The organism is Synechococcus sp. O70.2 (genome assembly GCF_047462135.1).
GTDB lineage: Bacteria > Cyanobacteriota > Cyanobacteriia > Thermostichales > Thermostichaceae > Thermostichus.
On sequence record NZ_JANSIS010000002.1, the window covers coordinates 85550 to 107356 of the forward strand.

At 60.2% G+C, this 21807-nt stretch carries 22 protein-coding genes; 18 read left to right on the forward strand and 4 right to left on the reverse strand.

Annotation, left to right across the window (positions count from 1 at the left end; translation table 11 throughout):
- The first annotated feature begins 24 nt into the window (after positions 1 to 24).
- The 11 genes from NW812_RS02920 (at position 25) to NW812_RS02970 (ending at position 9216) form a co-directional block, all read left to right on the forward strand.
- Positions 25 to 786 carry a ChaB family protein gene (locus NW812_RS02920; RefSeq protein WP_414393930.1) on the forward strand — a complete coding sequence of 254 codons (762 nt, stop codon included), beginning with the start codon at positions 25 to 27 and terminating at the stop codon, positions 784 to 786.
- Between the two features lie 154 nt (positions 787 to 940).
- Positions 941 to 1876, forward strand: coding sequence for a DnaJ C-terminal domain-containing protein (locus tag NW812_RS02925; RefSeq protein WP_414393932.1), 936 nt, complete (start codon positions 941 to 943; stop codon positions 1874 to 1876).
- Positions 1873 to 2154, forward strand: coding sequence for a chaperone modulator CbpM (locus NW812_RS02930; protein WP_414393933.1), 282 nt, complete (start codon positions 1873 to 1875; stop codon positions 2152 to 2154). The genes NW812_RS02925 and NW812_RS02930 overlap by 4 nt, the downstream gene beginning before the upstream one ends.
- A gap of 61 nt (positions 2155 to 2215) precedes the next feature.
- On the forward strand, positions 2216 to 2965 hold the full coding sequence (locus NW812_RS02935; RefSeq protein WP_414393935.1) for a photosystem reaction center subunit H: 750 nt from the start codon (positions 2216 to 2218) through the stop codon (positions 2963 to 2965).
- A 102-nt stretch (positions 2966 to 3067) separates the two neighbouring features.
- Positions 3068 to 3460, forward strand: a complete 393-nt coding sequence (gene rplU, locus NW812_RS02940) for a 50S ribosomal protein L21 (protein WP_414393937.1) — start codon at positions 3068 to 3070, stop codon at positions 3458 to 3460.
- A gap of 37 nt (positions 3461 to 3497) precedes the next feature.
- Complete coding sequence (gene rpmA / locus NW812_RS02945; protein WP_414393939.1) at positions 3498 to 3761, forward strand: 50S ribosomal protein L27; 264 nt, start codon at positions 3498 to 3500, stop codon at positions 3759 to 3761.
- A 93-nt stretch (positions 3762 to 3854) separates the two neighbouring features.
- Positions 3855 to 5348, forward strand: a complete 1494-nt coding sequence (locus NW812_RS02950; protein ID WP_414393941.1) for a cellulose synthase — start codon at positions 3855 to 3857, stop codon at positions 5346 to 5348.
- 203 nt (positions 5349 to 5551) lie between these two features.
- The gene (locus NW812_RS02955) at positions 5552 to 7312 is read left to right on the forward strand and encodes an MBL fold metallo-hydrolase (RefSeq protein ID WP_414393943.1); all 1761 of its coding nucleotides are present in this window, start codon (positions 5552 to 5554) and stop codon (positions 7310 to 7312) included.
- A 59-nt stretch (positions 7313 to 7371) separates the two neighbouring features.
- Positions 7372 to 8127, forward strand: a complete 756-nt coding sequence (locus tag NW812_RS02960) for an ABC transporter ATP-binding protein (RefSeq protein WP_414393944.1) — start codon at positions 7372 to 7374, stop codon at positions 8125 to 8127.
- 112 nt (positions 8128 to 8239) lie between these two features.
- Positions 8240 to 8821 carry a TIGR04376 family protein gene (locus NW812_RS02965; protein WP_414393945.1) on the forward strand — a complete coding sequence of 194 codons (582 nt, stop codon included), beginning with the start codon at positions 8240 to 8242 and terminating at the stop codon, positions 8819 to 8821.
- Between the two features lie 101 nt (positions 8822 to 8922).
- Positions 8923 to 9216 (forward strand): PipX family protein, encoded by a 294-nt coding sequence (locus NW812_RS02970; RefSeq protein WP_414393947.1) that lies wholly within the window; start codon positions 8923 to 8925, stop codon positions 9214 to 9216.
- Positions 9217 to 9222: 6 nt separating this feature from the next.
- Here NW812_RS02970 and pheS read toward each other — a convergent pair whose 3' ends face one another.
- Both pheS and NW812_RS02980 read right to left on the reverse strand, forming a co-directional pair.
- Positions 9223 to 10224, reverse strand: a complete 1002-nt coding sequence (pheS, locus tag NW812_RS02975; RefSeq protein ID WP_414394371.1) for a phenylalanine--tRNA ligase subunit alpha — start codon at positions 10222 to 10224, stop codon at positions 9223 to 9225.
- Positions 10225 to 10336: 112 nt separating this feature from the next.
- Positions 10337 to 10948, reverse strand: a complete 612-nt coding sequence (locus NW812_RS02980; RefSeq protein ID WP_414393949.1) for a chromophore lyase CpcT/CpeT — start codon at positions 10946 to 10948, stop codon at positions 10337 to 10339.
- Between the two features lie 679 nt (positions 10949 to 11627).
- On the opposite strand from NW812_RS02980, the gene NW812_RS02985 reads away from it, so the two are divergent.
- The 6 genes from NW812_RS02985 to murJ all read left to right on the forward strand — a co-directional run bounded on the left by NW812_RS02985 (position 11628) and on the right by murJ (position 16874).
- Positions 11628 to 12146, forward strand: coding sequence for a phycocyanin subunit beta (locus tag NW812_RS02985; RefSeq protein WP_414393951.1), 519 nt, complete (start codon positions 11628 to 11630; stop codon positions 12144 to 12146).
- A gap of 85 nt (positions 12147 to 12231) precedes the next feature.
- Positions 12232 to 12714 (forward strand): phycocyanin subunit alpha, encoded by a 483-nt coding sequence (locus NW812_RS02990; protein WP_414393953.1) that lies wholly within the window; start codon positions 12232 to 12234, stop codon positions 12712 to 12714.
- Positions 12715 to 12880: 166 nt separating this feature from the next.
- A complete protein-coding gene (locus tag NW812_RS02995; protein WP_414393954.1) occupies positions 12881 to 13738 on the forward strand; it encodes a phycobilisome rod-core linker polypeptide in 858 nt (285 codons plus the stop codon).
- Positions 13739 to 13756: 18 nt separating this feature from the next.
- Positions 13757 to 14593, forward strand: coding sequence for a HEAT repeat domain-containing protein (locus NW812_RS03000; protein ID WP_414393956.1), 837 nt, complete (start codon positions 13757 to 13759; stop codon positions 14591 to 14593).
- Between the two features lie 171 nt (positions 14594 to 14764).
- On the forward strand, positions 14765 to 15109 hold the full coding sequence (locus NW812_RS03005; RefSeq protein WP_414393957.1) for a DUF4278 domain-containing protein: 345 nt from the start codon (positions 14765 to 14767) through the stop codon (positions 15107 to 15109).
- 169 nt (positions 15110 to 15278) lie between these two features.
- Positions 15279 to 16874, forward strand: coding sequence for a murein biosynthesis integral membrane protein MurJ (murJ, locus tag NW812_RS03010; protein WP_414393959.1), 1596 nt, complete (start codon positions 15279 to 15281; stop codon positions 16872 to 16874).
- On the opposite strand, the gene sigC is transcribed toward murJ, so the two are convergent.
- Positions 16871 to 17971: an RNA polymerase sigma factor SigC gene (gene sigC / locus NW812_RS03015; RefSeq protein WP_414393961.1), complete on the reverse strand. Its 1101-nt coding sequence runs from the start codon at positions 17969 to 17971 to the stop codon at positions 16871 to 16873. The two genes, murJ and sigC, sit on opposite strands and share 4 nt — an antisense overlap.
- A 541-nt stretch (positions 17972 to 18512) precedes the next feature.
- Here sigC and NW812_RS03020 point away from each other — a divergent pair.
- Entirely contained in the window at positions 18513 to 19076 is a 564-nt protein-coding gene (locus NW812_RS03020) for a cofactor assembly of complex C subunit B (RefSeq protein WP_414393962.1), read from the forward strand.
- Between the two features lie 4 nt (positions 19077 to 19080).
- Here the strand turns inward: NW812_RS03020 and mutS are convergent, their stop codons facing one another.
- On the reverse strand, positions 19081 to 21756 hold the full coding sequence (gene mutS, locus NW812_RS03025; protein WP_414393964.1) for a DNA mismatch repair protein MutS: 2676 nt from the start codon (positions 21754 to 21756) through the stop codon (positions 19081 to 19083).
- Positions 21757 to 21807: the final 51 nt, after the last annotated feature.

A 21807-nucleotide genomic window follows, 5' to 3' on the forward strand; every position in this document is an offset into this window, starting at 1 on the left:
GTAAAACTCAGCAGGAGATTGCGTATGAGCGCTTTTGCCCAAGCTCCCAAAAAGTGTGTTTCCGCCACCTTCAAAGAAGAGGGCAAGGTGCGAGAGTGTATCCAGCGGCTTTTGAACCGTGGCATTCCCAACGATCGCATCTCCATTGTTGGCCGCAACTTTCAAACCGAAGCCAAAATTACCGGGTTTATCACCCGCAAAGATGTGGTTCTGGACGGTCTGACCAATGGGGCCATCTATGGATCCCTGTTCGGATCCCTGCTGGGGCTGCTCACTGGCGTGGGGGTGCTGTTCATTCCCTTTTTGGGGGCAGTGGTGGCTGCTGGGCCTCTGGGAGCCGCTTTGTTGGGGGCAACGGGCGGCGCTTTGTACGGAGCACTGGGAGCGGGCCTGGGATCCGCCCTGATTGCCTTGGGTATGCCGCAGGAGAAAGCCGCCATCTACCAAACCCGGGTACAGGCGGGCGAGTTCTTGTTGGTGGTGCAAGTACCGGAAGAGAAGTCGGGCGAAATTTACTTGCTGCTGCAGAGTGCTGGCGGAGAGGAAGTTTCCATTGCCGACTTGAACTTGCCCGGTAAGCCAGAGGGAGACTTAACCCCAGAGAGCATCTCGCCGGAAATCCGCGCTGACCTCTCGGAAGAAGCGCAGCAAACCTTTGTGGAAGCCTACAACCAAGCCAAACAAGAGGGCAATAACTCCACCCATGCACTCTTCAAAGCTTGGGAAAAGGTCAAGCAAATTTTCACACGAGATGAGAAAGGGATCTTCTCCAAACGCAAGACCTAGCCCAAAAAGTTTCCGAAGTAGCAAGAGCACAGTAAAGCGCCATCTCGCCGCTCTGCCTGTACGTGTTCTGGGTCTGCTCCAATTTTTTTAGCTGCAACCTTATATCTTGAGAATAGCCCGAAAAACTCTAACCTAACCTTGCAGGGGTGAGCCTATGGCTGCGAGTGACTTCAAGGATTACTACAAGATCCTGGGCGTCAGCAGAGATGCCTCTGCCGAGGAAATCAAGCGCGCCTATCGCAAGCTGGCTCGCCAGTATCACCCCGACGTGAACCCCGGCAACAAAGCAGCCGAGGAGCGCTTCAAGGAAATCAACGAAGCCTACGAGGTGCTCTCCGATCCAGACAAGCGGCGGCGCTACGACCAGTTTGGCCAGTACTGGCAGCGGGTGGGTGCCGGCTCTGCGGCTGGAATGCCGGGCATGGAGGGCTTCGCCCAATACGCCAGCTTCGAGGAGTTTATCAACGAGCTGCTGGGCCGCATGGGATCCCGCCGCGGCGGCTTTCAGGGCTTCACCACCGGGTTTGGGCCGTTCGTCTCGGTGGATCTGCCGGGGCAGGATGTGGAGGGCACCCTGGGCCTCACCTGGGCAGAAGCTTTCCACGGCACCCAAAAGCGGCTAAGCGTGGACGGCGAAACCCTCACCATCCGCATCCCCCCCGGCGCCAAACCGGGCAGCCGCCTCCGCGTCAAGGGCAAGGGTCAATATAGCCCCTTTGGCGGCCCAAGAGGAGATCTCTACCTCACCCTGGAGCTGCCTCCCCACCCCTTCTTCCGCTTCGAGGGCGACAACCTGGTTTGCGAGCTGCCCATCACCCCTGACGAGGCGGTTTTAGGCGGCACGGCGGAAGTGCCCACCCCCACCGGTCGGGTGCAACTGAAGATCCCTGCCGGCGTGGATAGCGGCCAAACCCTGCGGCTGCGCGGCCAAGGTTGGCGGGATCCCCAAGGCCATCGGAGCGACCTGCTGGTGCGGCTGAAGGTCGTCACGCCCAAATCCCTTTCCCCAACTGAGCGGGATCTCTACGAAAAACTGCGGCAAAATCGAAGCTGGGATCCCCGCGCCCGGCTGCAGGAGGTGAGTCTATGAGCCTGGCCATTGTGCGGGTAGAAGAACGGCTCTATACCTTTGAGCAGGCAAGCGAAGTAGCCGGGATCCCTCCTCACCTGCTGGAGTGGTTGCTCGGGCAAGGCCTGGTGGAAGCCGAAAGCTGCTACCTCAACCCCCAGCAACTGCGGCGCTTAATCCAGATGACCCGCCTGCATCGCGACTTGGGCCTTAACTGGGTCGGGGCGGCCATGGTTTTGGACATGGCCCAGGAAATTGCCCGCCTCAGGGCGCAGCTACACTACTACCGTGGAGGCTAAGCAGCCCAAGGCTTTAGCCCCCTTGAACCCCGCTGCTTGTCAACTTCAGGAGAACTTCTGTATGGAACAAATCGTCCGACGCAGCCAAGTGGTGGGCCTGCTGGCCATAGATGGCAGCACTGCCACAGCCCTGGGCACTGTCGAGGAAGTCTGGGTCGATGGGCAGGGACGGGTCTGCTACTTCACCAGCCAGCAGGGATACACCCCCTTGGAGCAGATTTCTCTCATCGGGCCAGACGCGCTGCTGACCTACTCTACCGTTTTTGATACCCCCCTAACCCCCATCAGCTCTCTTTACCGTCGCACAGTGCGCATTGGGAATCGAGAGGTCGGCTGGATTGAGGATTTTCTCTTTGACTGGGAGACTGGAGCGATTGCCGCTTATATTCTGGGTGGCAGCATTGCCGAGCCTTGGGGGGGGCGCGCCGTTCTCTTGCCTGAGGACGTAGAGGCCATCGACGTGGACGCGGTGGTAGTCAAGGAAGATGCTCCCCAGCGACTCCAATCGGAGGCCGAGGGCCTAAAGAACTTTTGGAGCGAAAAGTCTCGCCAAGTCAAGCAGCTCATTCAGCGCATGGGGGATCGCCTCAAAGCCCTAGTCAGCCCGCAGGATCCGCCCGAGGTAGTGCGCGTCAAGGTCAAGCAAGTGCGGGACGAGCTAGCCAAAGGGGGCAAGTTCGACCTTTCCCTGCTGGATGAGGCGGCAGAGTTCCTACAGCAGAAATGGGAAAGCTGGCAGCAGCGCCTTAAACGGGCTGCCCAGCGCATGCAAGCTGCCCTCCAGGCCGCTTGGGAAAAGCTGACCGAATGAAGCTGACAGGAAGCAAGTTTTTCCGCTAGGATTATAAGTTGCTGTCAACGCTCGGATCAGGTTTTAAGACCCGCAGGGGCACCTGTACGGCAAGGAAAAGGCATGACCTACGCGATTGTGGAAACCAGTGGCAAGCAGCTTTGGGTAGAGGCGGGGCGCTTTTACGACATCGATCACCTGCCTGACACAGAGGAAAACAGCTCTTTGGCCCTCTCCCAGGTCTTGTTGATCAACCACGAGGGACAAGTAACCCTAGGGCGTCCCTATATTCCCGAGGCGGTGGTGAGGGCACGGGTTTTGCAACACCGCCGGGGCAACAAAATCATCGTCTACAAGATGAGGCCGAAGAAGGGAACCCGCAGGAAAAGAGGCCATCGTCAGCTCTTGACCCGTGTGCTCATTGAGTCCATCGAACTGAACGGGACGCCACTAGCCACAGCCCCAGCAACTTCGCAGCCTGCTCCAGAGCCAGGGATCCCTGCGGCGGAGAACTAGAAGTTTTCAGCGGCAACACAGGTGCATAGGAGGCGCTATGGCTCATAAAAAAGGAACGGGCAGCACCCGCAACGGCCGTGACTCCAATTCCAAGCGGTTGGGTGTGAAGTGCTTTGGCGGCGAGCTGGTTCATCCCGGCTATATCCTGGTCAGGCAACGGGGCACCAAGTTCCACCCAGGGGTGAACGTGCGCATTGGTAGAGATGACACCTTGTTTGCTGTGGCTACAGGCATTGTTACCTTTGAGCGCTACGGCAAACGGCGGCAGAAGGTGAGCGTTTACCCCGTGGCTGCGCAATAGGCAGCGATTTTTCCAAGCAACCTGTCCCCCAGCCTGCTCTTGTGCAAGGGAAGGGATCCCAGTTTGGCCCAGTGCCCAATGTGGAGAGTGCATGTGAGATTGAGGGGGGTGCGGGTGCATTTGTTTCGTTGGGTGGGGTTGCTGCACCTCATTGCCGGGGTGGCCTATCTTTACTGGCGGATTACCGAGGGGCTGACCGGTCTGGGATCCCTTTTGTTTTGGGGTGCGGAGGCCTATGTCTGGCTGGCGGCAGTGGGGTTTACCCTTAGCCGCTACGCCCAGGTGCCGAGCGAGACCCTTCCCTCTCCCGAGGTTCTGCAGCCGGCGTTTTCTCAGCTGCCGCGGGTGGACGTGCTGGTCATACGTCAGCGGGACTCTCTGGAGGCCACTCGGCAGACGGTGCTCTCGGCCCTACGCTTGGATTACCCCTGGGAGCGGCTATTTGTCCACATCGTGGATCGGGTTGAAGACAGGGAAATGGCCAAGGTGGCGCAGGCCATTCCCTGCGAGTACTGGCCTTGCCCCAGCCCCACGACCGATCCGCTAGCCTACCTGCTGGGATCCGGCCATCTGCAAGGAGAGTACCTGCTGCTACTGCAGCCAGGCCATTTTGTCGAGCCGGACTTTTTGTGGCAGACTTTGCCTCTGTTTTACGACTTTCCAGAGCGGGCCCCCATTGCCAACTCAACCGGCTTTGTCCAGGCCATGCTGCGCACCCTAGGTCGGCCCCAGGCCGTTCACCCCCTGCAGCAACTGCTGGCGGTGGGATCCCACGGCTACCAGGCAGCGCCGCTATTGGGATCCGGCTGTCTCATTCGGCGGGCGGCCCTGGAGGGGATCCCGCACATCGACATTCGCCGTCCTGTGCAGTTGGGGTGTCAGATGCACTGTCGCGGCTGGCAGTCCTACCTGGCTCGCCAAGCCCAGGTCACTGGTGCCTTGTTGCCCTTGCGCAACCGCCGCGTGGCTCTGCTGGCCATTTTTTCGGCCTTGCGGGAAAATCCCTTCTGGGGCAAGCCGACCACCCAGCAGCAGCGCTTTCAGTACCTGTGGCTGGCCCTCTGGGCCGCTGGAGGGGCGGCGGAGCTAGCTTATTTGGCGGTGCCGATCCTCTTCCTCTGGACGGGCTGGATGCCAGTGCCGGCCTTTGACAGGGTTTTTTTTGCCTGGTTTCTGCCCTATGCCCTGCTGGGGCGGCTCAGCTGGCTGTTGGCCTTTCCTCCCTCTCGGTGGGGGGCTGCGTGGCAGTCAGAACGCCAGACAGGTAGCCAGTTTTTCCAGTCCATCCAGGCGTTGGTGCAGGCAATGCGGGGGGTGCCTCCCTATCCCGAGCAGCCATCCCAACTCTCTCTTGGCCCGCAGGCCTTGGCCATTGCGTTGACCCTAGCAGCAATGGGGGTGGGATCCCTGCGCTTTGCTGGCAACTGGGATCCAACCTGGCTAGAGCTGCTGTTTGGCCTGGTCTGGGCCTTCTACAACCTGATGATCCTGACGGTGCGCCCGGACGACCACGATTTTGCCGGCTTTGCCTTGGGTAGCCGCAACCCGGCGCCAGCAGAGATCTCAGATGCACTCCCCAACTCCTAAAGTGGAAGCTCTTAGCTGGCTGGAGGCAGGCAGAGGCCAAAAGCTATGCTGGAACTGGAGAAGCAATAGCGCTATCGATAGGGCGAAGTGCCAGAGACTGCCTCCATGGACGGATGGAGAGCAGAGGTCTCCACCTAAGCTCTCCGTGGGTTTGGCAAAGCTTGAGCGTGCTCTTCTAAAAGACAACCGAAGACAACGCACCTGTGGAGTCAAAGAGACCTCCCCTTCGACTATTCCCCCTAGGCACAGATCCCCGCTGGCAGGGCTGTGCCTACTGGCTGGAGATGGGATCCTACCGTTTGCTTCTCGATTGTGGCTTGCCTGCTCCCGCTCTCCTCAAAGCCTTGCCAGGGATCCCCGATGCTGTTATCTGCAGCCATGCCCACTTTGACCATGTGCAGGGGCTACCTGGCTTTTATCGCCGCTACCCACAGGTGCCCATCTACGCCACCCCGGTGACGGCTCATTTGGCCAGCGGCCTCTGGGAGCGCGGCATCTGGCCAGACTACGACCGGGAGATTCGCTTTCCTCCTTTTCGGGCGCTGCCTTTTGGCCAGGCGCGGGAGATCTTGCCTCACTTGATGCTCACCTTCTTTACCGCCGGGCACCTGCCGGGGGCAGCGGCAACCCTGTTGCAAAATACCCAGACTACTCCAGCTCAAACCTGCCTGTACACTGGCGACTGTTCCCTGGCCTCAACTCGCTTTGCCCCTGGCTTGGATCTGAGCGCCTTGCGCCATTGGCAGCCGGATGTGCTGCTCATCGAGGCCTCCCTGGGCTCTACTCGCCATCCACCCCGTCGCCATCTGGAAAACCGCCTGGTGGAGCGCCTGCTTGGCGCCTTGGCGGCAGGCCAGACGGTGCTGTTCCCGCTGCCAGTGCTGGGGTTGGGCCAGGAGTTGATTTTCCTCCTCAAAGCTCACCACCGCTTTACCCAAGCTTCCCAGGAGCTGACGGTGTGGGTGGCGCCAGGCCTAGCTGCAGGCTGCGATCTCTACGAACGCTTGCTCCCCTACCTGCCGGAGCCCGTGCGCAATTTTGCCACCTACCAGCCCTTGTTCTGGGAAGACCGCCTGCAGCCGCGGGTGCAGCCCCTTACGGCGGTGGATCCCTTGCCCCAGGGCCTGTTGCTGTGCGACGCCGATGCCGATCCGGAGGCCTGGGAGCCCATCTGGTTACGCCTGTTGGCCCAACCGCAGCGCTCCTGCCTGCTGCTGCGGCTGCCGGAAGTGGAGCTGGCTACGCCGTTGGAGCAGTGGCCAGCGCCGCTGCGCTCCCGCATTGAAGTGGAGTGGTTGGCCTGGCACAGCCACAACGATGTTGGGCATCTTGCCCAGATCGTCCACACCTTTCGCCCCCAACATGTGGTTTTGGTGCACGCCAGCCCCCAGCAAGCGCAGGAGCTGGCGGATCTGCCCGAGCTGTGCAACCGTTACCATGTCCACTGCCCCCGGCCTGGCCATTGGCTGGAGCTGGTCGACAGCCGTCTGCAAACCTTGGTCAAACCGTCCGAGTTCCTCAGGGATCCCGGCGTGCGCTACGAGGGGGAGGTGGAGGAGATCTGGCAGGAACAGGGCTCGCCTCGCTCCTTGGCCGGGGTTCAGGTGCGCCTACCCCCCCAGATTACCGAGGATCCTCGCTGGGCCGCCTGGGCTGAGACCGGCTTGGTGGAGGCTCGCTGGCAGGGATCCGAACTGGTGCTGCGCGGCCTTTCGCCGCGAGAGCTGATCCGGCCGGCGGAGGTTGCCCCCTCCTCTGGCCTTGTGCTGCGCCCCAAGCCCGTCCCTGTCTTCGCTGCCGGGGGCATGAGGTGCCAGAGCTGCCGCTTTGCCCGCCAGAGCTTGTCCGCCCACACCCAAGTTCTTCGCTGCGATCAAGAGCGCTCCCCCCTCTACCGCCTCCAGGTAGATCCCCAGGGGAGCTGCCCCTATCACCAACCGCGGGAGATCTGCTCTTCCGGCTAGTGCCCAGGGCAGTCGCCGCCCAAAAGCCGGCTAGAATGGGGCCAGTTGCGGTGTCAACCATGCTCGAGCAACAACCCTGGGCAGATCGTCGCCAGGGGGCGGTTGGATCCCTGGAGCGTCCCGCCGAGACCCTGGCCCCAACCCGCCTGCCCTTGGTGCAAATGGTGGGGGTTAACAAAGTCTACCCGCTGCTAGAGGGCAGTTTCCAGGCTCTCTACGACATCAACCTGACAATCTGGCCGGGAGAGTATTGCGCCATCATGGGACCCTCGGGCTCCGGCAAGTCCACCCTGATGAACCTCATGGGCTGCTTGGATCGGCCTAGCTCGGGGCGCTACTGGCTAGACGGCGTGGAAGTCTCTGCCCTGCCGGATGGGGAGCTGGCCCGGATTCGCAACCAAAAAATTGGCTTTGTCTTCCAGCAGTTTCACCTCCTGCCCGTCTTAACCGCCCTGGAGAACGTGATGCTGCCCCTGGCCTATGCCGGGATCCCCGAGTCAGAACAGCGCCGGCGAGCTAAACAGGCTCTAGAACAAGTGGGCTTGGGAAGTAAACTCCACCAGCGCCCAGCCCAGCTCTCTGGCGGCCAGCAGCAGAGGGTGGCGATTGCCCGCGCCATTGTTAACCGGCCACAACTGCTTTTGGCCGATGAGCCGACTGGCGCCCTGGACAGGCGCACCGCCCAGGAAGTGCTCAGCCTTTTTGCTGAGCTCCACAGCCAGGGCATTACTCTCGTCGTAGTTACCCATGACCTAGAGGTGGCGCGGGCCGCCCAGCGCCTCATCCACGTTGCCGATGGACATTTGCTGCCCTAGACCTGGACCTGCCTGAACAATTGGGCTCTTGAGGACTGGCCGGCTTCCTCCTCTCTAGGACTAGCTAGCTTGCGCTAGTCTAAACACAATCCCCTGAGCCTCTAGCAAACTTATGGGACTCATTGAAGATATCAGCCGGTTTTTGGAAACCCGCCTAGAGGAATTCCTCAGAGCCCATCCGGAGATTGAGCTGCAGCTCCTTGCCGAGGAATTGCGCCAGCAAGAAGAAGAAACTCGGCAGCTGCTCCAGGAAAGCCTTGCCCAGCGGCAAGCTCTCCAGCGCAGCATTCTCCAGTTGGCAGAGGAAATCAAGACCTGGCACTTTCGCATCGAAAAGGCCGAACGGGCCAACCGCCCGGATCTGGCTGAGGGAGCGCGCCGACGGGAAGCCGAGCTTTTGGAGCAAGGGAGCCGGTTATTCAACCAAGGGAAGGCTCTGGAGGAGAGAATCCGGCAACTGGAAGCTCTGCTGCCGCAAATTGCCCAGCGCCGCCAAGAGGTGCGCACCAAGCTGCAAGAAGTCAAAGCCGCCCAAACCCAGAAGGCCAGCGAGCCGGATCGGAAGTTCAACCCCTGGGGCAGTCTGTTTGAGGATAAGTTGGAGGAGGAATTTCGGCGGCTGGAGATGCAGCTCGAAGTGGAAAAAGAATTGGACACCATAAGGAAGAAGGTGCAGGAACAGCGGCGGCAATAACGGCTTCCTCGTGAAAAACTCTTTCTTATAGCCCCGGTGATGCTGTCTTTGAAACAAGTTCCTTCCCCCAAGAGCGGCCCAAGAGTGGTACGCTATTGCGCATGAAAGAGTTCTATCTAAATCACCCCACATTTGGTCTGCTCTACGGCCTGTGTCAGGTTAACGAAGGGGAGGCCATCTTCACCACCCTTTATGCCCAAAGGCTGTTTTTTCGGGTCTACTTCAAGCCCCCCGCTGACGACGACCCCTCTGCTGTGGAAGAATTGGTCTTTGACCCGATTAGCCGCAACGAAGCCCGCCAAGTTCTCGAAGAGCAGATGCGCTTGCTGCGCCGCGCCAACCGCAAAGACGAGCTGGAACATCTGCAGTTGGTTTACAAACGCACCTTTTCCTAAGCCGCTCTAGAATTGCGACAGAAAGCGCAGGTCGCTGCTGTAGAACAGCCGGATATCCTGAACGCCGTGCAGGAGCATGGCCACCCGCTCGACACCGATCCCTGCCGCAAAGCCGGTGTAGCGCTCTGGGTCATAGCCAACTGCCTGAAACACATTGGGATCCACCATGCCGCAGCCGAAAATCTCCAGCCACTTGGAGCCAAAGCGTACGTCCATTTCAGCCGAGGGCTCCGTGAAGGGAAAGTAGCTAGGCCGAAAGCGGGTTTCCTGCTGGCCTAACAGGCGAGTCACGAACTCCTTGAGGGTGCCCTTGAGGTCAGTGAAGGTAAGGTTTTCCCCTACTGCCAAGATTTCCACCTGGTGAAACACGGCCGAGTGGGTGGCATCGACCTTGTCGCGGCGCATCACCCGTCCCGCGTGGACAATGCGCAGAGGCGGCTGGTGTTGCTCCATGTAGCGCACCTGCACCGAAGAAGTTTGGGTGCGCATCAGATAACCCTTTTCTAGATAGAGGGTATCCTGCATGTCCCGCGCCGGGTGGTCGGCAGGGGTGTTGAGGGCTTCGAAGTTGTAGTACTCCGTCTCGATCTCCGGGCCATGGACTACCGTATAGCCCATTCCCACAAAGATGTCGAGCATGCGGTCAATGGTGGCCTGCAGCGGGTGAACCCGGCCCAGCGGCCGGCGCGGCCCCGGCATAGTGACATCCAAACGCTCTGCTTCTAGGCGGGCTTGGAGCTTGGCTTCAGCTAGGGTCCGTTTGCGCTCCTCCAGGCTGGATTGCAGGGCCTCTTTGAAGCTGTTGGCCAAAGCTCCGATAGCTGGCCTTGCTTCCGGCGGCAGCTTCCCCATTCCCCCCAAGATCTTGGAGAGCTTTCCCTTCTTGCCCAGGTAGTCGATGCGGATTTGCTCCAGGGCGTCTAGCTCGGCAGCCTGGGCCACTTGGGCAAGTGCTTCTTCCTGAAGGGTGAGCAGCTGTTGGCGCAGGATGTCCTGTTCCTCTTGCATGGAGTCGGTCATTCCCCCACTTGTGGTAGCCCAGCCAAGCAGCTAGGAAGGAGGATCCCTGCTGTGGGCTAGGTCACTTCTTCAACCGTATCATTTTTGCCTGCAGCGCCTCCTACTGCAGCAGCTCCCTCTGCCAATCGACAACTTTGCGAAAGCGAAAAGGGCCTGCCAATGCCCCCCACACCTGGCGGTGGGTAACTGGATCCATGCCTCGGTCGTGGCTGCAGAACTCGCTTTCGCTCAACTGCAGCGTGGTCTGCAAATAGGTGGTTTGGCCGTTGCGCACTACCCAACAGCGACACCCCGGCTCTGTGGTGCCGACAAAGTGGGATCCCTGCCTCTTCACATGCACATCACACCCCGGCAGGTAGGCCAGATCCGCAGGGCTCAATTGGCTGAGCTGCCCGGCTCTTTCGCGGGCACAGCCCCGCCACCGCTGGGGCTCCAGAGGACGGTAGTTGCGAATCACGATCCCGTCCCCTACTTGGGTAAGCTCCACCACCGCCTGACGATAGGGCTCCTCCAGATGGCCGCTGTAGGCCTGCTCCACATAAAAGCCGATCCCTGCCAACACACCGGCTGGCAAGGGGCGATAAGCCACCCGGATGGAGGCAAAAAAAGGCGGGTTCTCCCAGGCTTGCTCTTGGTTGCTGAAGTCTCCCGCTAGCCACCGCGCCATTTGCAGCAGCTCGGAAGAGAAGGTGGGCTGCAACTGGATCGCCATAGCCTCAAAGCCAGAGTAGGGGCCACTACACGGCTAAGTCTGGGGTTTTCCGGGCCGCGTTTTCCCGGTGAAAGCCTGCTCAGATTTTCTCTCAGCTTTGCCTTACCTAGGAGACTGACACAAGTGTTAAATTATGTGTACTTTATGAGAAAGTTTACCTGGATACAGAAGTTGGCTGCAAAGCCATGAGCAAGGCTGTCGTCGTTCCTGATATTGTAAACTCATGTAAAGTAGCATTGTTTTTTGTAAAAACCAAGGCCCCAAAGGATTTGGACAAAAAGGCCAGAGTTGCCTACTAGGAGCAGATCTGGGGTTGTTTGCATCTAGTAAAGGCCCTTTACATTTTTTGATTCAATCCCTCCCCGACCTCGCGGTAGAAGTAAGAACTGGAAGCAAGGCAAGCTGGCTTTTCCTCACTTACCCAGTGCAGGGTGTCAGCAGCAAAAAATCCTTGTTTCACCCCGATTCCCCACAGTCTGCCAGCAAGTGGCTTCATTCTTGAAGCTGGCTAGGCAAGGTGAGGTGGGGGGGATCCCTAGCGGTGGTTCTGTTGGGGCAAAGATTTGCGCTAACAGGGCTCTTCGGTAGGGAAGCTGCAAAAGACTGCTGGGTTCGTAGAGCGCTTTTGCCCTCTAGTAGAGATTTAACCTCTTTTGCTTTCGCTAGGAGATTGAGAACCATGAACGACGTATTTAGCAAAGTTGTTGCCCAAGCTGATGCCAAAGGCGCTTTCCTGGGAGAAAACGAGTTTGCGGCACTGCAGCAGGTGATTGCTGACGGAAACAAGCGTTTGGACGCAGTGAACCGCATCACCAGCAACGCCTCCAAAATCGTGACCGATGCTGTCCGCGAATTGTTTGCTGAGGAGCCTAATTTGAATGCTCCTGGCGGCCCTGCCTATCCAAGCCGCAACGTGGCTGCCTGCTTGCGGGATATGGACATCATCCTCCGCTACATCACCTACGCCGTGGCGGCTGGAGACCCGAGCGTCCTGGATGAGCGCTGCCTGAATGGCTTGCGGGAAACCTACCAAGCTCTTGGCACCCCTGGCAGCTCTGTGGCCAATGGCATCCAGAAGATGAAAAAGGCGGCAGTGGCAGTGGTCAATGATCCCAATGGCATTACGCGCGGTGACTGCAGTGCTTTGATTGCCGAAATCGAGTCCTACTTCGATCGCGCCGCTGCTGCAGTGGTCTAGTATTCCGCAGCTATTTGCAAGCTAAGCTTTGAATCCTTTGTATTGTTGCCTTGACTTGAGCTGAGGTAAAGGAGCGTTTTGAGTCATGCAAACCCCAATTGTTGATGCCATTGCCACTGCCGATAGCCAAGGACGCTATCTCAGTAACAGCGAATTGCAAGCCATCAGCGGCCGTTTTCAGCGGGCAGCCGCTAGCATGGAAGCAGCTCGCGTCCTGAGCAGCCGTGCCGAGGAGCTGGTGCGCGGTGCCACTGAGGCCGTTTATGCCAAGTTCCCCTACACCACTCAGCCAGGGGGACAATGCTACACCCAGGCGGGTAAAGACAAGTGTGCCCGCGACGTGCGCCACTATCTGCGCTATATCACCTACTGCTTGGTTACCGGTGGCACTGGCCCCCTGGACGAATGTATGCTGGCCGGGATCCGAGAGATCAATGCTGCTTTTGAACTCTCTCCCAGTTGGTACATTGAAGCCCTACGCTACATCAAGGCCAACCATGGCCTGACCGGGCAAGCAGCCACTGAAGCCAACGCCTATATTGACTACGCCATCAACGCGCTCAGCTAGTTCTTAACCCCAAAGCTGGGTTCAAGGCAGTAGGGATCCCCGGGGTGAAGGGGATCCCTCTCCGTAGGCTGCAGTGCCCGTGGCTCTGCAGGGAGGAGATCTTGAGGGGGTAAATCTTTCAGTTTCAAAGTTGGTCTAGCTGGTTTGTCGGATTTGAGGAGTTAGCATGAGCGGAATTACAGCGGCAAGCCGGATGGGGATCCGGGCCATCACAGAGACAACTCCTTTAGAGTTGCGCCCCAATGCCAGCCAGGAGCAGCTCAACGCCATCCTGCGGGCTATCTATCGCCAGGTTTTGGGCAACGATCACTTATTTGCCTCCGACAGGAAGGAGCTGGCCAGTGCGGAATCGTTGCTGCGCCAGGGCAGCTTGACGGTGCGAGAATTTGTGCGTTTGCTTGCCAAGTCGGAAGCCTACAAGCGGCGGTTTCTCTACCCCAACTCGCAAACCCGCGCCATCGAGCTTAACTTTAAGCATCTCTTGGGGCGAGCTCCCACCAGTTCAAAAGACATTGCCCGCCACCTAGATATCTATCACTCGGGAGGCCACAGCGCGGAGATTGACTCCTACATTGACAGCCCAGAATACCTAGAAGCGTTCGGCGATAACATTGTTCCTCATCCACGCGGCTTTGAATACCGCAAGGCCCACACCACCCGCGACTTTACCAACCTCTTTGCTCTTTACGGAGGCTATGCCAACAACGACCGCTCCCAGGGGCGGAGGCCGCGCCTGATGATTCCCCTGGCCACTGGGTTTACCCCAGCTATTCGCCGCATTGGGGTACGAGGACTGCTGCCACCCAGCCCCATTTCCAAGCACTTGGGGCCGCCCACGGGTCAGTCTGACCGCATGTTTTGCATTGAGGTAACGCGGCTGCTCAACCCACCCTCGGCCCTAGCGACTTCTAGCCGCGTGCGCAAATCCAACCAGCAGATCTTCGTTTCTGCCGATCAACTCTCGGCAACAATGCAGCGACTTCTCAAAGCGGGCGCCAAGATTGTCAGCGTCCGCAGCGCCTAGCTGTTGGAGTTTTGGCCTGTGGACTCCTTGAGCCCAGTAGCTCCTCCAGACTCCTATCCGTCGGCGGATCTCACCCCGGCTGGGCAAATTGCCAAGCTGCGATACGGGGATCCGGGAGAACGCTACTACGCGGCTTGGTGGCTGGGGCGCATGCGGGTGAGAGAGGGGATCCCGGCCCTCATCGAGGCGCTGGCCGATGAGACCGATCGCACGGCCCAGGGGGGATATCCGCTGCGGCGCAATGCCGCCCGCGCCCTGGGCAAGCTGGGATCCCCTGCGGCGATCCCGGCTCTAAAAGAGGCTTTGCGCTGCTCCGACGGCCAAGTGGTGGCGGCAGCAGCCCAGGCGCTGGTCGAGATTGCCCTGGCCAACTTCCTCGACCGGGATCCCGCCCAGCTTGAAGACTTGGGAGGAGCATTGCTGCAGGGGCTGCGCCGCGCGGAGCAGGGTCTCCAGACCGAAAACCTTGCTGCCTTAGAGGCCCTCATCGAAGCGCTTGGACAACTGCAGGTGTCTTCTGCCCTGGAGCCGATTCGCCTCTACCGGGATCACCCCTCCCTTCGTTTGCAATGTGCGGCAGGGCAGGCCTGTTACCGCTTGACAGGAGATCCCACTTTTCTTGAGCCTCTGCTGTCGCTGCTGGCTCATCCCAACGTTCATCTGCGGCGGGCTGCCCTCTTGGATCTAGGGGCCAGCGGCTATTTGCCGGCAGCTCCGGCCATTGCGGCAGCAGCAGTAGAGGCTAACCTCAAGCTGCTTGCCCTCAAGCAGTTGGTGGAGGTGAGCCTCAGACGTGGAAAGGAAGACGGAACTAACTTGCACCAGGTGCTACGGCTAATCGACGAGCTGCTTTAAAGTTGACATCCAAAGGCTTATTTTGTTAAAGCTGATACAGAATGAAGTTGGGTTTTACCCTCTGGGCCACGCCAGGGAAGCTGAAGCTGTTGTCCTACAGCTCCCGAGAAGCGGGCTACGGAAGTTGCTTTCCCCGTCAGATGGCCGCCGTCTACTTGGGGGACTCTTCATATGCAACTGACCTATCGCGGCATTGCCTACGTCTTTGTCCCTTCTGCCCCCGCGAGCTGCCAGCGGCAGGCGGTGCGAGTGCGGTACCGGGGCCTAGCGTGGGACTGGCCAGCTCAATCGGCATCTGTGGCGCTGCCACAGTCTTTTGCCCTGACGTATCGAGGCCTTGCCCTCAACCCAGTGGCGAAGACAGCGAGCAGGGCGCCGGCAACTATCTCCCCGCATATGGAAACCCATCGGCAGAATCTGCTGCGCCGGCTGCAGGAGCGCATCCGTTCCGCCCAGGCCCGCGGGGATGAGCATCTGTTGCAGCAACTGGAGCAGGAGCGACAACTCCTGGCCTGAGCTCTTCCTCGACCTCCCTCCACAGGTCAGGAGAATGCGGGATAATAGTGCTGCCCTATGCCGAACGAGGGGGGTAGCGGCTGTGAGCTTGCGGGTGGATTTCGAGAAGGAAGGGACGGCAGCATCTCGCCAGTTGCCCCCTGCCAAGGCGGCGGTGGGGAGCTAGGGCATGAAGGAAGGGATCCCAGGGGGCTCTTCCTCTCACCGTTCCTTGCTCTCAGTAGCGGGGCTAGTGGCTGGTGCTACCCTGCTCAGCAAGGGTATGGGGTTTGTCCGGCAGGCTCTGATTGCGGCAATCTACGGCTCGGGGCTGGAGTACAGTGCCTTTGGGGTGGCCTATGTCCTGCCCGGTTTCTTGTTGATCCTGCTGGGCGGGATCAACGGTCCTTTTCACAGTGCCATCGTCAGCATTCTTAAAAAGCAGCAGCTCTCAGGAGAAGCAGCAGCCCGCTGGCTGGAGTCAATCTCCACCTTGGTGGGCTGTCTTCTCTTAACCGTGACCTTGGGCCTATGGTGGGGAGCAGACTGGGTAGTGCGCCTGACGGCGCCGGGATCCAGCCCTGCAGTTCATGCCCTTGCTGCCCAGCAACTGCGGATCATGGCGCCGCTGGCCTTGCTCTCGGGGTGGATTGGCATTGGCTTTGGGGCACTCAATGCGGCCGAGCACTACCTCTTGCCTGCCCTCAGCCCCCTGATCTCCAGCCTGGCAGTCATCGGGATCCTGCTTAGCTTGGGGTGGACAGGGATCCCAACCTTGCTGGCCTGGGGCGTACTTGTCGGGGCCATTGCCCAGTGGTTGGCTCAGGTACCGTTGCAGCAGCGGCTGGGGCTGGGGCGGCTGCGGCTGCGCTTTGAGTGGGGATCCCCGCAGGTGCGAGCCGTGGGCCTGCTCATGCTGCCAGCGGTCATCTCCTCTGGCATGATCCACATCAATGTCTACGTGGATCTCTTTTTTGCCTCCTTTGTGCCCGGGGATCGCACCATCGGCAACTTGGGCTACGCCCAGCTTTTGGTGCAAACCCCCCTGGGGATCCTTTCCAACATGGTGCTGGTGCCTTTGATGCCCCTCTATGCCCAACTAGCAGGAGAGAGAGACCGCTGGCCCGAGCTGTGCCGGCGCATCCGGCAAGGGTTGATGGTGACCGCCATCCTCACCCTGCCCCTTGCCATGCTGTTGGTGGCCTTGGCCGAACCCATTGTCCAGGTGGCCTACCAACGGGGTCGCTTTACGGCGGAGGCAACCCAGGAGGTGGCGGCTCTGCTGATGGCCTATGGCCTGGGGATGAGCCTTTACCTGCTGCGGGATGTGCTGGTGCGCATCTTTTACGCTCTGGAGGACGGAACCACGCCCCTGCGCATCAGTGGCCTAGCCATTGGCCTCAACGCCCTTCTGGACTTCCTATTTCTACAGGTCTTTGGGGCACCAGGCATTGCCCTGGCCACAGCAGGGGTTAACCTAGTAGCCCTGATTGGACTGGGGATCTGCCTTCACCAGCGCCTGCCAGGGATCCCCTGGCAAGAGATGGGACAAGCCCTACTGCCCCTGCTGGGGATCACCGTCCTAGCTGGTGGGCTTAGCCACTGGCTGTGGATGCAGCTACGCGCCTACGAGATCTTGGGGTCTCCCCTGCTCACCGCCCTTGTCTGGGCTGGGCTGGCCGGTGGCCTGGGCCTAAGCCTAGTGGTAGCTGGAGCTCTGTATCTGCGGATCCCAGAGGTGGAGGGGCTAGCCCTCCAGATCTGGAGGCGGCTTGCTCGCCCCTAATTGATGGCCTCCAGGTAATCGCGTACCCGGTTGCGCCGCTTAGGCTGCCGCAGCTTCTGCAAGGCTTTGGCCTCGATTTGCCGTACCCGCTCCCGCGATAGATCCAAAGCGCGGCCAATTTCCGCTAGCGAGTAGGTGCGACCATCCCCCAGCCCAAAGCGCATGCGAATCACATCCCGCTCGCGGCTGGTGAGATCCTCCAACAGCTGCTGCAGATCGCGCTGGAGGGCCTCGCGCATCATCATCTCTTCGGGAGAGATGTCATCGGTCTCTAGCAGATCCCCTAGCTCGGTGTCCTTGTCTTTGCCCACCTTGGTTTCTAGAGAAACCGAGCGCGGCACCCGCACCAGCAGCTCCCTGACCTGGGGCACGGTCATCTCCAGCTCGGAAGCAATGTCCTCAATGGTGGGGGTACGGCCTTTTTCCTGGGAAAGCTTGCGCTGGGCCTTTTTGATCTTGTTTAGCTTCTCGGTTATGTGGACAGGCAAGCGGATGGTGCGGCTTTGGGTGGCGATAGCCCGGGTGATCCCCTGCCGGATCCACCAGTAGGCGTAGGTGCTGAAGCGGTAACCCTTTTTGGGGTCAAACTTCTCCACTGCTCGCTCCAGGCCCAGCGTGCCCTCCTGGATCAAATCCAGCAGCTCCAGGCCGCGGTTTTGGTATTTTTTCGCCACCGACACCACCAGGCGCAGGTTGGCCTTGATCATCTGCTCCTTGGCCCGCTTGCCGATGCGCTGGATCTGTTGCAGCTTTTCAGGCGTAAGGTTGGCCCACTCGGGGAACTGGTTGGCCCTAGCCACCCATTCTGCCAGAGTAGGCTCCCGCCCCAGCTCTTTCTGCAAACGCAGGCGCACATCCAAGAGCTTCATGTAGTCTTGGACTTTTTGGGCCAGCGCCACCTCCTCGTCTCGTCCCAAGAGGGGAACACGTCCAATCTCCTGGAGGTAAAGGCGCACCAGGTCGGTGGAGGGTCGAGCTGGCCCCTCTTCGGCGTACTCGCTTTCGGCAAACTCCGCCTCTTCCTCCTCCGTCAGGTCGAGGAGGTCGGTTGGGGTTTCAAACAAAGTGTCGTTGGCTTCAGGTTCGTAGATAGACATGTAAGTGCTACTGAGTGAAATAGCAACAGAGACAGTCAAGCAGCTGGACTAACATTGAAGAGGGGGCTAAGTTGAGGGTTCCCCAAGGACAGTGGCTGTGCGCTGTCATCATCCCCGCGGAGACAACACTCTCCTCTGGCTAAGTCCAACCCTGGAATCCTGCCCTCGGTAGGGAACAGCTGAGATAGCCACGAAGGAAGCCACCTGCTGGCGAAGTGTAAGCCCCTTATCATAACTTTAACTTAATTATAGTTGCCTCTCTCAGCTTAGCTGCATGAGATTGGGCGCAGATTTCTCCCCCCTGAGCCGTCGTCACGGTTGCTGGAAAGCGCAGGGTTTTTGCTGCTGCGCCATTGCTCCTGCGTCGAGGTAGGATCTACCAAGCGTGGCTACTGCCGGAGGCAACCAACCTCTCTGCAGAACTTAAACTAGGAGGTAGAGGGTCAACTTCCACGAGCTATTTTTCTGCCCCTTTCCTGCTACGGTGGAGAGGCTACAGGTCAAGCCGCCCGACCAGATGGGGTTCGTTCCTGTCATCCCTATGAACTGGGTAGCTACATCACTCCCTCTCTCCCTGAAGGGAGAGGCCATTTCTACCCTAGCGCTGACGCTGCTTCTGGGGATCGGCCTATTCTTTTTTCTGCGAGCCTCAGGTAGAGATCGCAGCGAAACCCGCTTCTATTCTAGCAGCCGCAGTCTGGAGGAAATGGGATCCCTTCTCCGAAAGCACCTGGAAGGGCGGGCCTATCGCTTGCAGTTTGCCGATGCCGAGGGGATCGCCACCTTTGTCGGTCAGGCCCGGCCCAGCGTTGGGTTGGCTGTTTTTTTGACAGGGCTAGCAGGAGTGGGTCTGGCCTGTCTGGCTCTGGTGCTGTCCCTGCTGGAGCCGAGCTGGAGAGCCTGGCCCTGGACGCTGGTGCTGGCCGCTCCCTGGGCGGGCTGGTACTACTGGCGGCGCAACTACCGACTGGAGCGGCTTCGCCTGAAGCTGCAAGAGGCTGACCCACCCCCTGGATCCCTGCTGTGGGTGGAGGGGCAGCGGGATGAGCTGGAGGTGCTGGCTGCCAGCTTGGGGCTGCAAGAGCGGGAGCCGGAGCGAGGGTAGAGCCCTAAGGCTCCTCGGAAAAGAGGGAGCCCGGGATTAGAGACAGTTGCTCCGCCGGGGCGGGGTTGCGGATCTCGAGGGGTTCAGGGTGTTGTTCAGCCTGTTTTTTCTTGGGGGAAAGGCGGCTTTTCCCTTGGCTGCGCAGGCCCAGGCCAATGCGGCTGTGTTGTTCCACTAGGGCCAGCACCTGCTTGGCCCGCTCGATCACCGGCTGGGGCAGGCCGGCCATGCGTCCTACCTCGATGCCGTAGGAGCGGTCGGCCCCACCGGGCTGCACCTGGTGCAGGAAGATGATGCGATCCGGCAGCTCTTTCACCACCACCTGGAAGTTGGCCACGTTGGGCAGCAGGGTCTCCAGTTGGTTGAGCTCGTGGTAGTGGGTGGCAAAGATTGTGCGGGCGCGCACCTGGGTGGCAAGGTACTCAGCCACCGCCCAGGCAATGGAGAGGCCGTCGAAGGTGGCGGTGCCGCGGCCAATCTCGTCCAAAAGCACCAGGGAGCGCTCGCCGGCGTGGTTGAGGATGTTGGCCGTCTCGTTCATCTCCACCATGAAGGTGGACTGTCCCGTGGCCAGGTCATCGACAGCGCCGATGCGGGTAAACACGCGGTCACAGAGGCCCAGCTCCGCCCGCCGCGCCGGCACAAAGCTGCCCATCTGGGCCAGGATCTGGATGAGCCCGATCTGCCGCAAATAGGTGGATTTGCCCGACATGTTGGGGCCAGTGAGGACAATCAGATCCGGGCCGTGGGGGGATCCCAGACGCACCGAGTTGGGGACAAATAGGCCCTGGGGCAAAGACTTCTCCACCACCGGATGGCGCCCTTCCTCGATGACTAGGCGGCGATCTTCCGTGATCACGGGACGGGTGTAGCCCTGCTGCACGGCCACCTCGGCCAGGCCAAAGAGGGCATCGACGGCGGCCAGGGTCTGGGCCACCTGGCGGATGGCGGCAGCTTGGGATCCTGCCTCTTGGCGCAGCTGCACAAACAGCTCGTATTCCCGCTGGTTGATCTCAGTCTGAGCGGTGAGGACGCGGGCTTCTTTTTCCTTGAGCTCAGGGGTGATGAAGCGCTCTTCGTTAGTCAGGGTCTGCTTGCGGATGTAGTCTTTTGGCACCTGCTGGGCCTTGGCGCGGCTGATGCTGATGTAGTAGCCGAAAGCCTTGTTGAAGCCAACTTTGAGGGTGGGGATCCCAGTGCGCTCGCGCTCGGTTTTCTCCAACTGGGCAATCCACTGGCGGTCTTGCTCCACCTGCTGCCGCAGCCTGTCCAGCTCCGGATCGACGCCGGGCCGGATTAGCCCCCCTTCGGTGAGCACAGGGGGAGGGGAGGGCAGGAGGGTGTGCTCGATGCGGCGGCCCAGGTCAACCAGGGCGGGATCCACCTGCTGCAAGCTCTGCAGGAGAGGGGTCTTGGCTTCGGCCACCAGCTCCGCCAGTTGGGGCAGTTTGCCCAAGGAGGAGCCCAGGGCCACCAGCTCGCGCGGGTTGGCGGTGCCGGAGGCGACGCGGTTGGCCAAGCGCTCCAGGTCATAGAGAGAGTCCAGCAGGGATCCCAGGCGGGTGCGCAGGGAGGGGTTTTCCAACAGCTCCTGGATGGTGTCCTGGCGGAGGCGGATTTGCTCAAGATCCCGCAAAGGCTGCAGCAGCCAACGGCGCAGGGTGCGTCCTCCCATGGCGGTGCGGCTGTGATCCAGCACCCAGAGCAGGGATCCGACAAAGGCCCCCTCGCGGATGGTCTGGGTGAGCTCCAAGTTGCGGCGGGTTTGGGGATCCAAGATGAGGTAATCCGTCAACTGGTAGGTGCGAGGGGGACGTAGGAGGGGATGGCCCCCCTGGGGAGAAGGCTGCACCAGGTTCTTTTGCGTCTCCTCCAGGTAGTGCAAGAGCCCTCCCGCCGCCCGAATTGCCAGGGGCAGCCCCTCGCAGCCCAAGCCCTCCAAAGAGCGCAGGCCATAGGTCTGTAGCAAGTTTTCTCGCGCCACCGCCAGCTCAAAGGGCTCCACCGGGCGCAGGGTATAGGTGTACTGGCCGGGCAGGCCCAGGGGAGCTTGGGGATCTCCAGGCCGAATTAAGCCCAGGCCCAGCCCTTCCTCGGTGGGCAGCAGGATCTCCGCCGGCTGCAGCCGGGCCAGCTCCTGTTCTAGCTGCTCTTGCCCCTCGCTCTGGCAGACCCAGAACTCGCCGGTAGAAATGTCGGCGTAAGCCAGGCCCCAGGGGGTTTGCTTGGAGCCTCTCAGGCGGACCACGGCGGCCAAGTAGTTGTTTTGCCGTGCCTGCAGCAGCTCCTCTTCGATGACCGTGCCGGGGGTGATGACCCGCGTCACTTCCCGCCGCACCAAGCCTTTGGCCTGATCCGCCGGCTCCATCTGGTCGCAAACAGCCAGGGCATAGCCTTTGGCCACCAACTGAGCCGCATAGCGGTCAAAGGCGTGGTAAGGGATCCCGCACATGGGCACCCGTCCTATGGCCCCTGCCTCCCGCCCGGTGAGCACCAGCTCCAGCTCCCGCGACACCACTTCCGCGTCCTGGAAAAACATCTCGTAGAAATCCCCTAGGCGGTAGAGCAAGATGGCGTGGGGATACTGCCGCTTCAGCTCTACGTAGTGCTGCATCATGGGGGTGAGCAGGGCGGGATCCACCTCTAAGGCATCCCAAGTAGGCTCGGCGGAAGAACTCATGGCATCAAAACGTGGGCCAGCAATGGGCTGAAGGTTCGGAGTCTAGCCAAC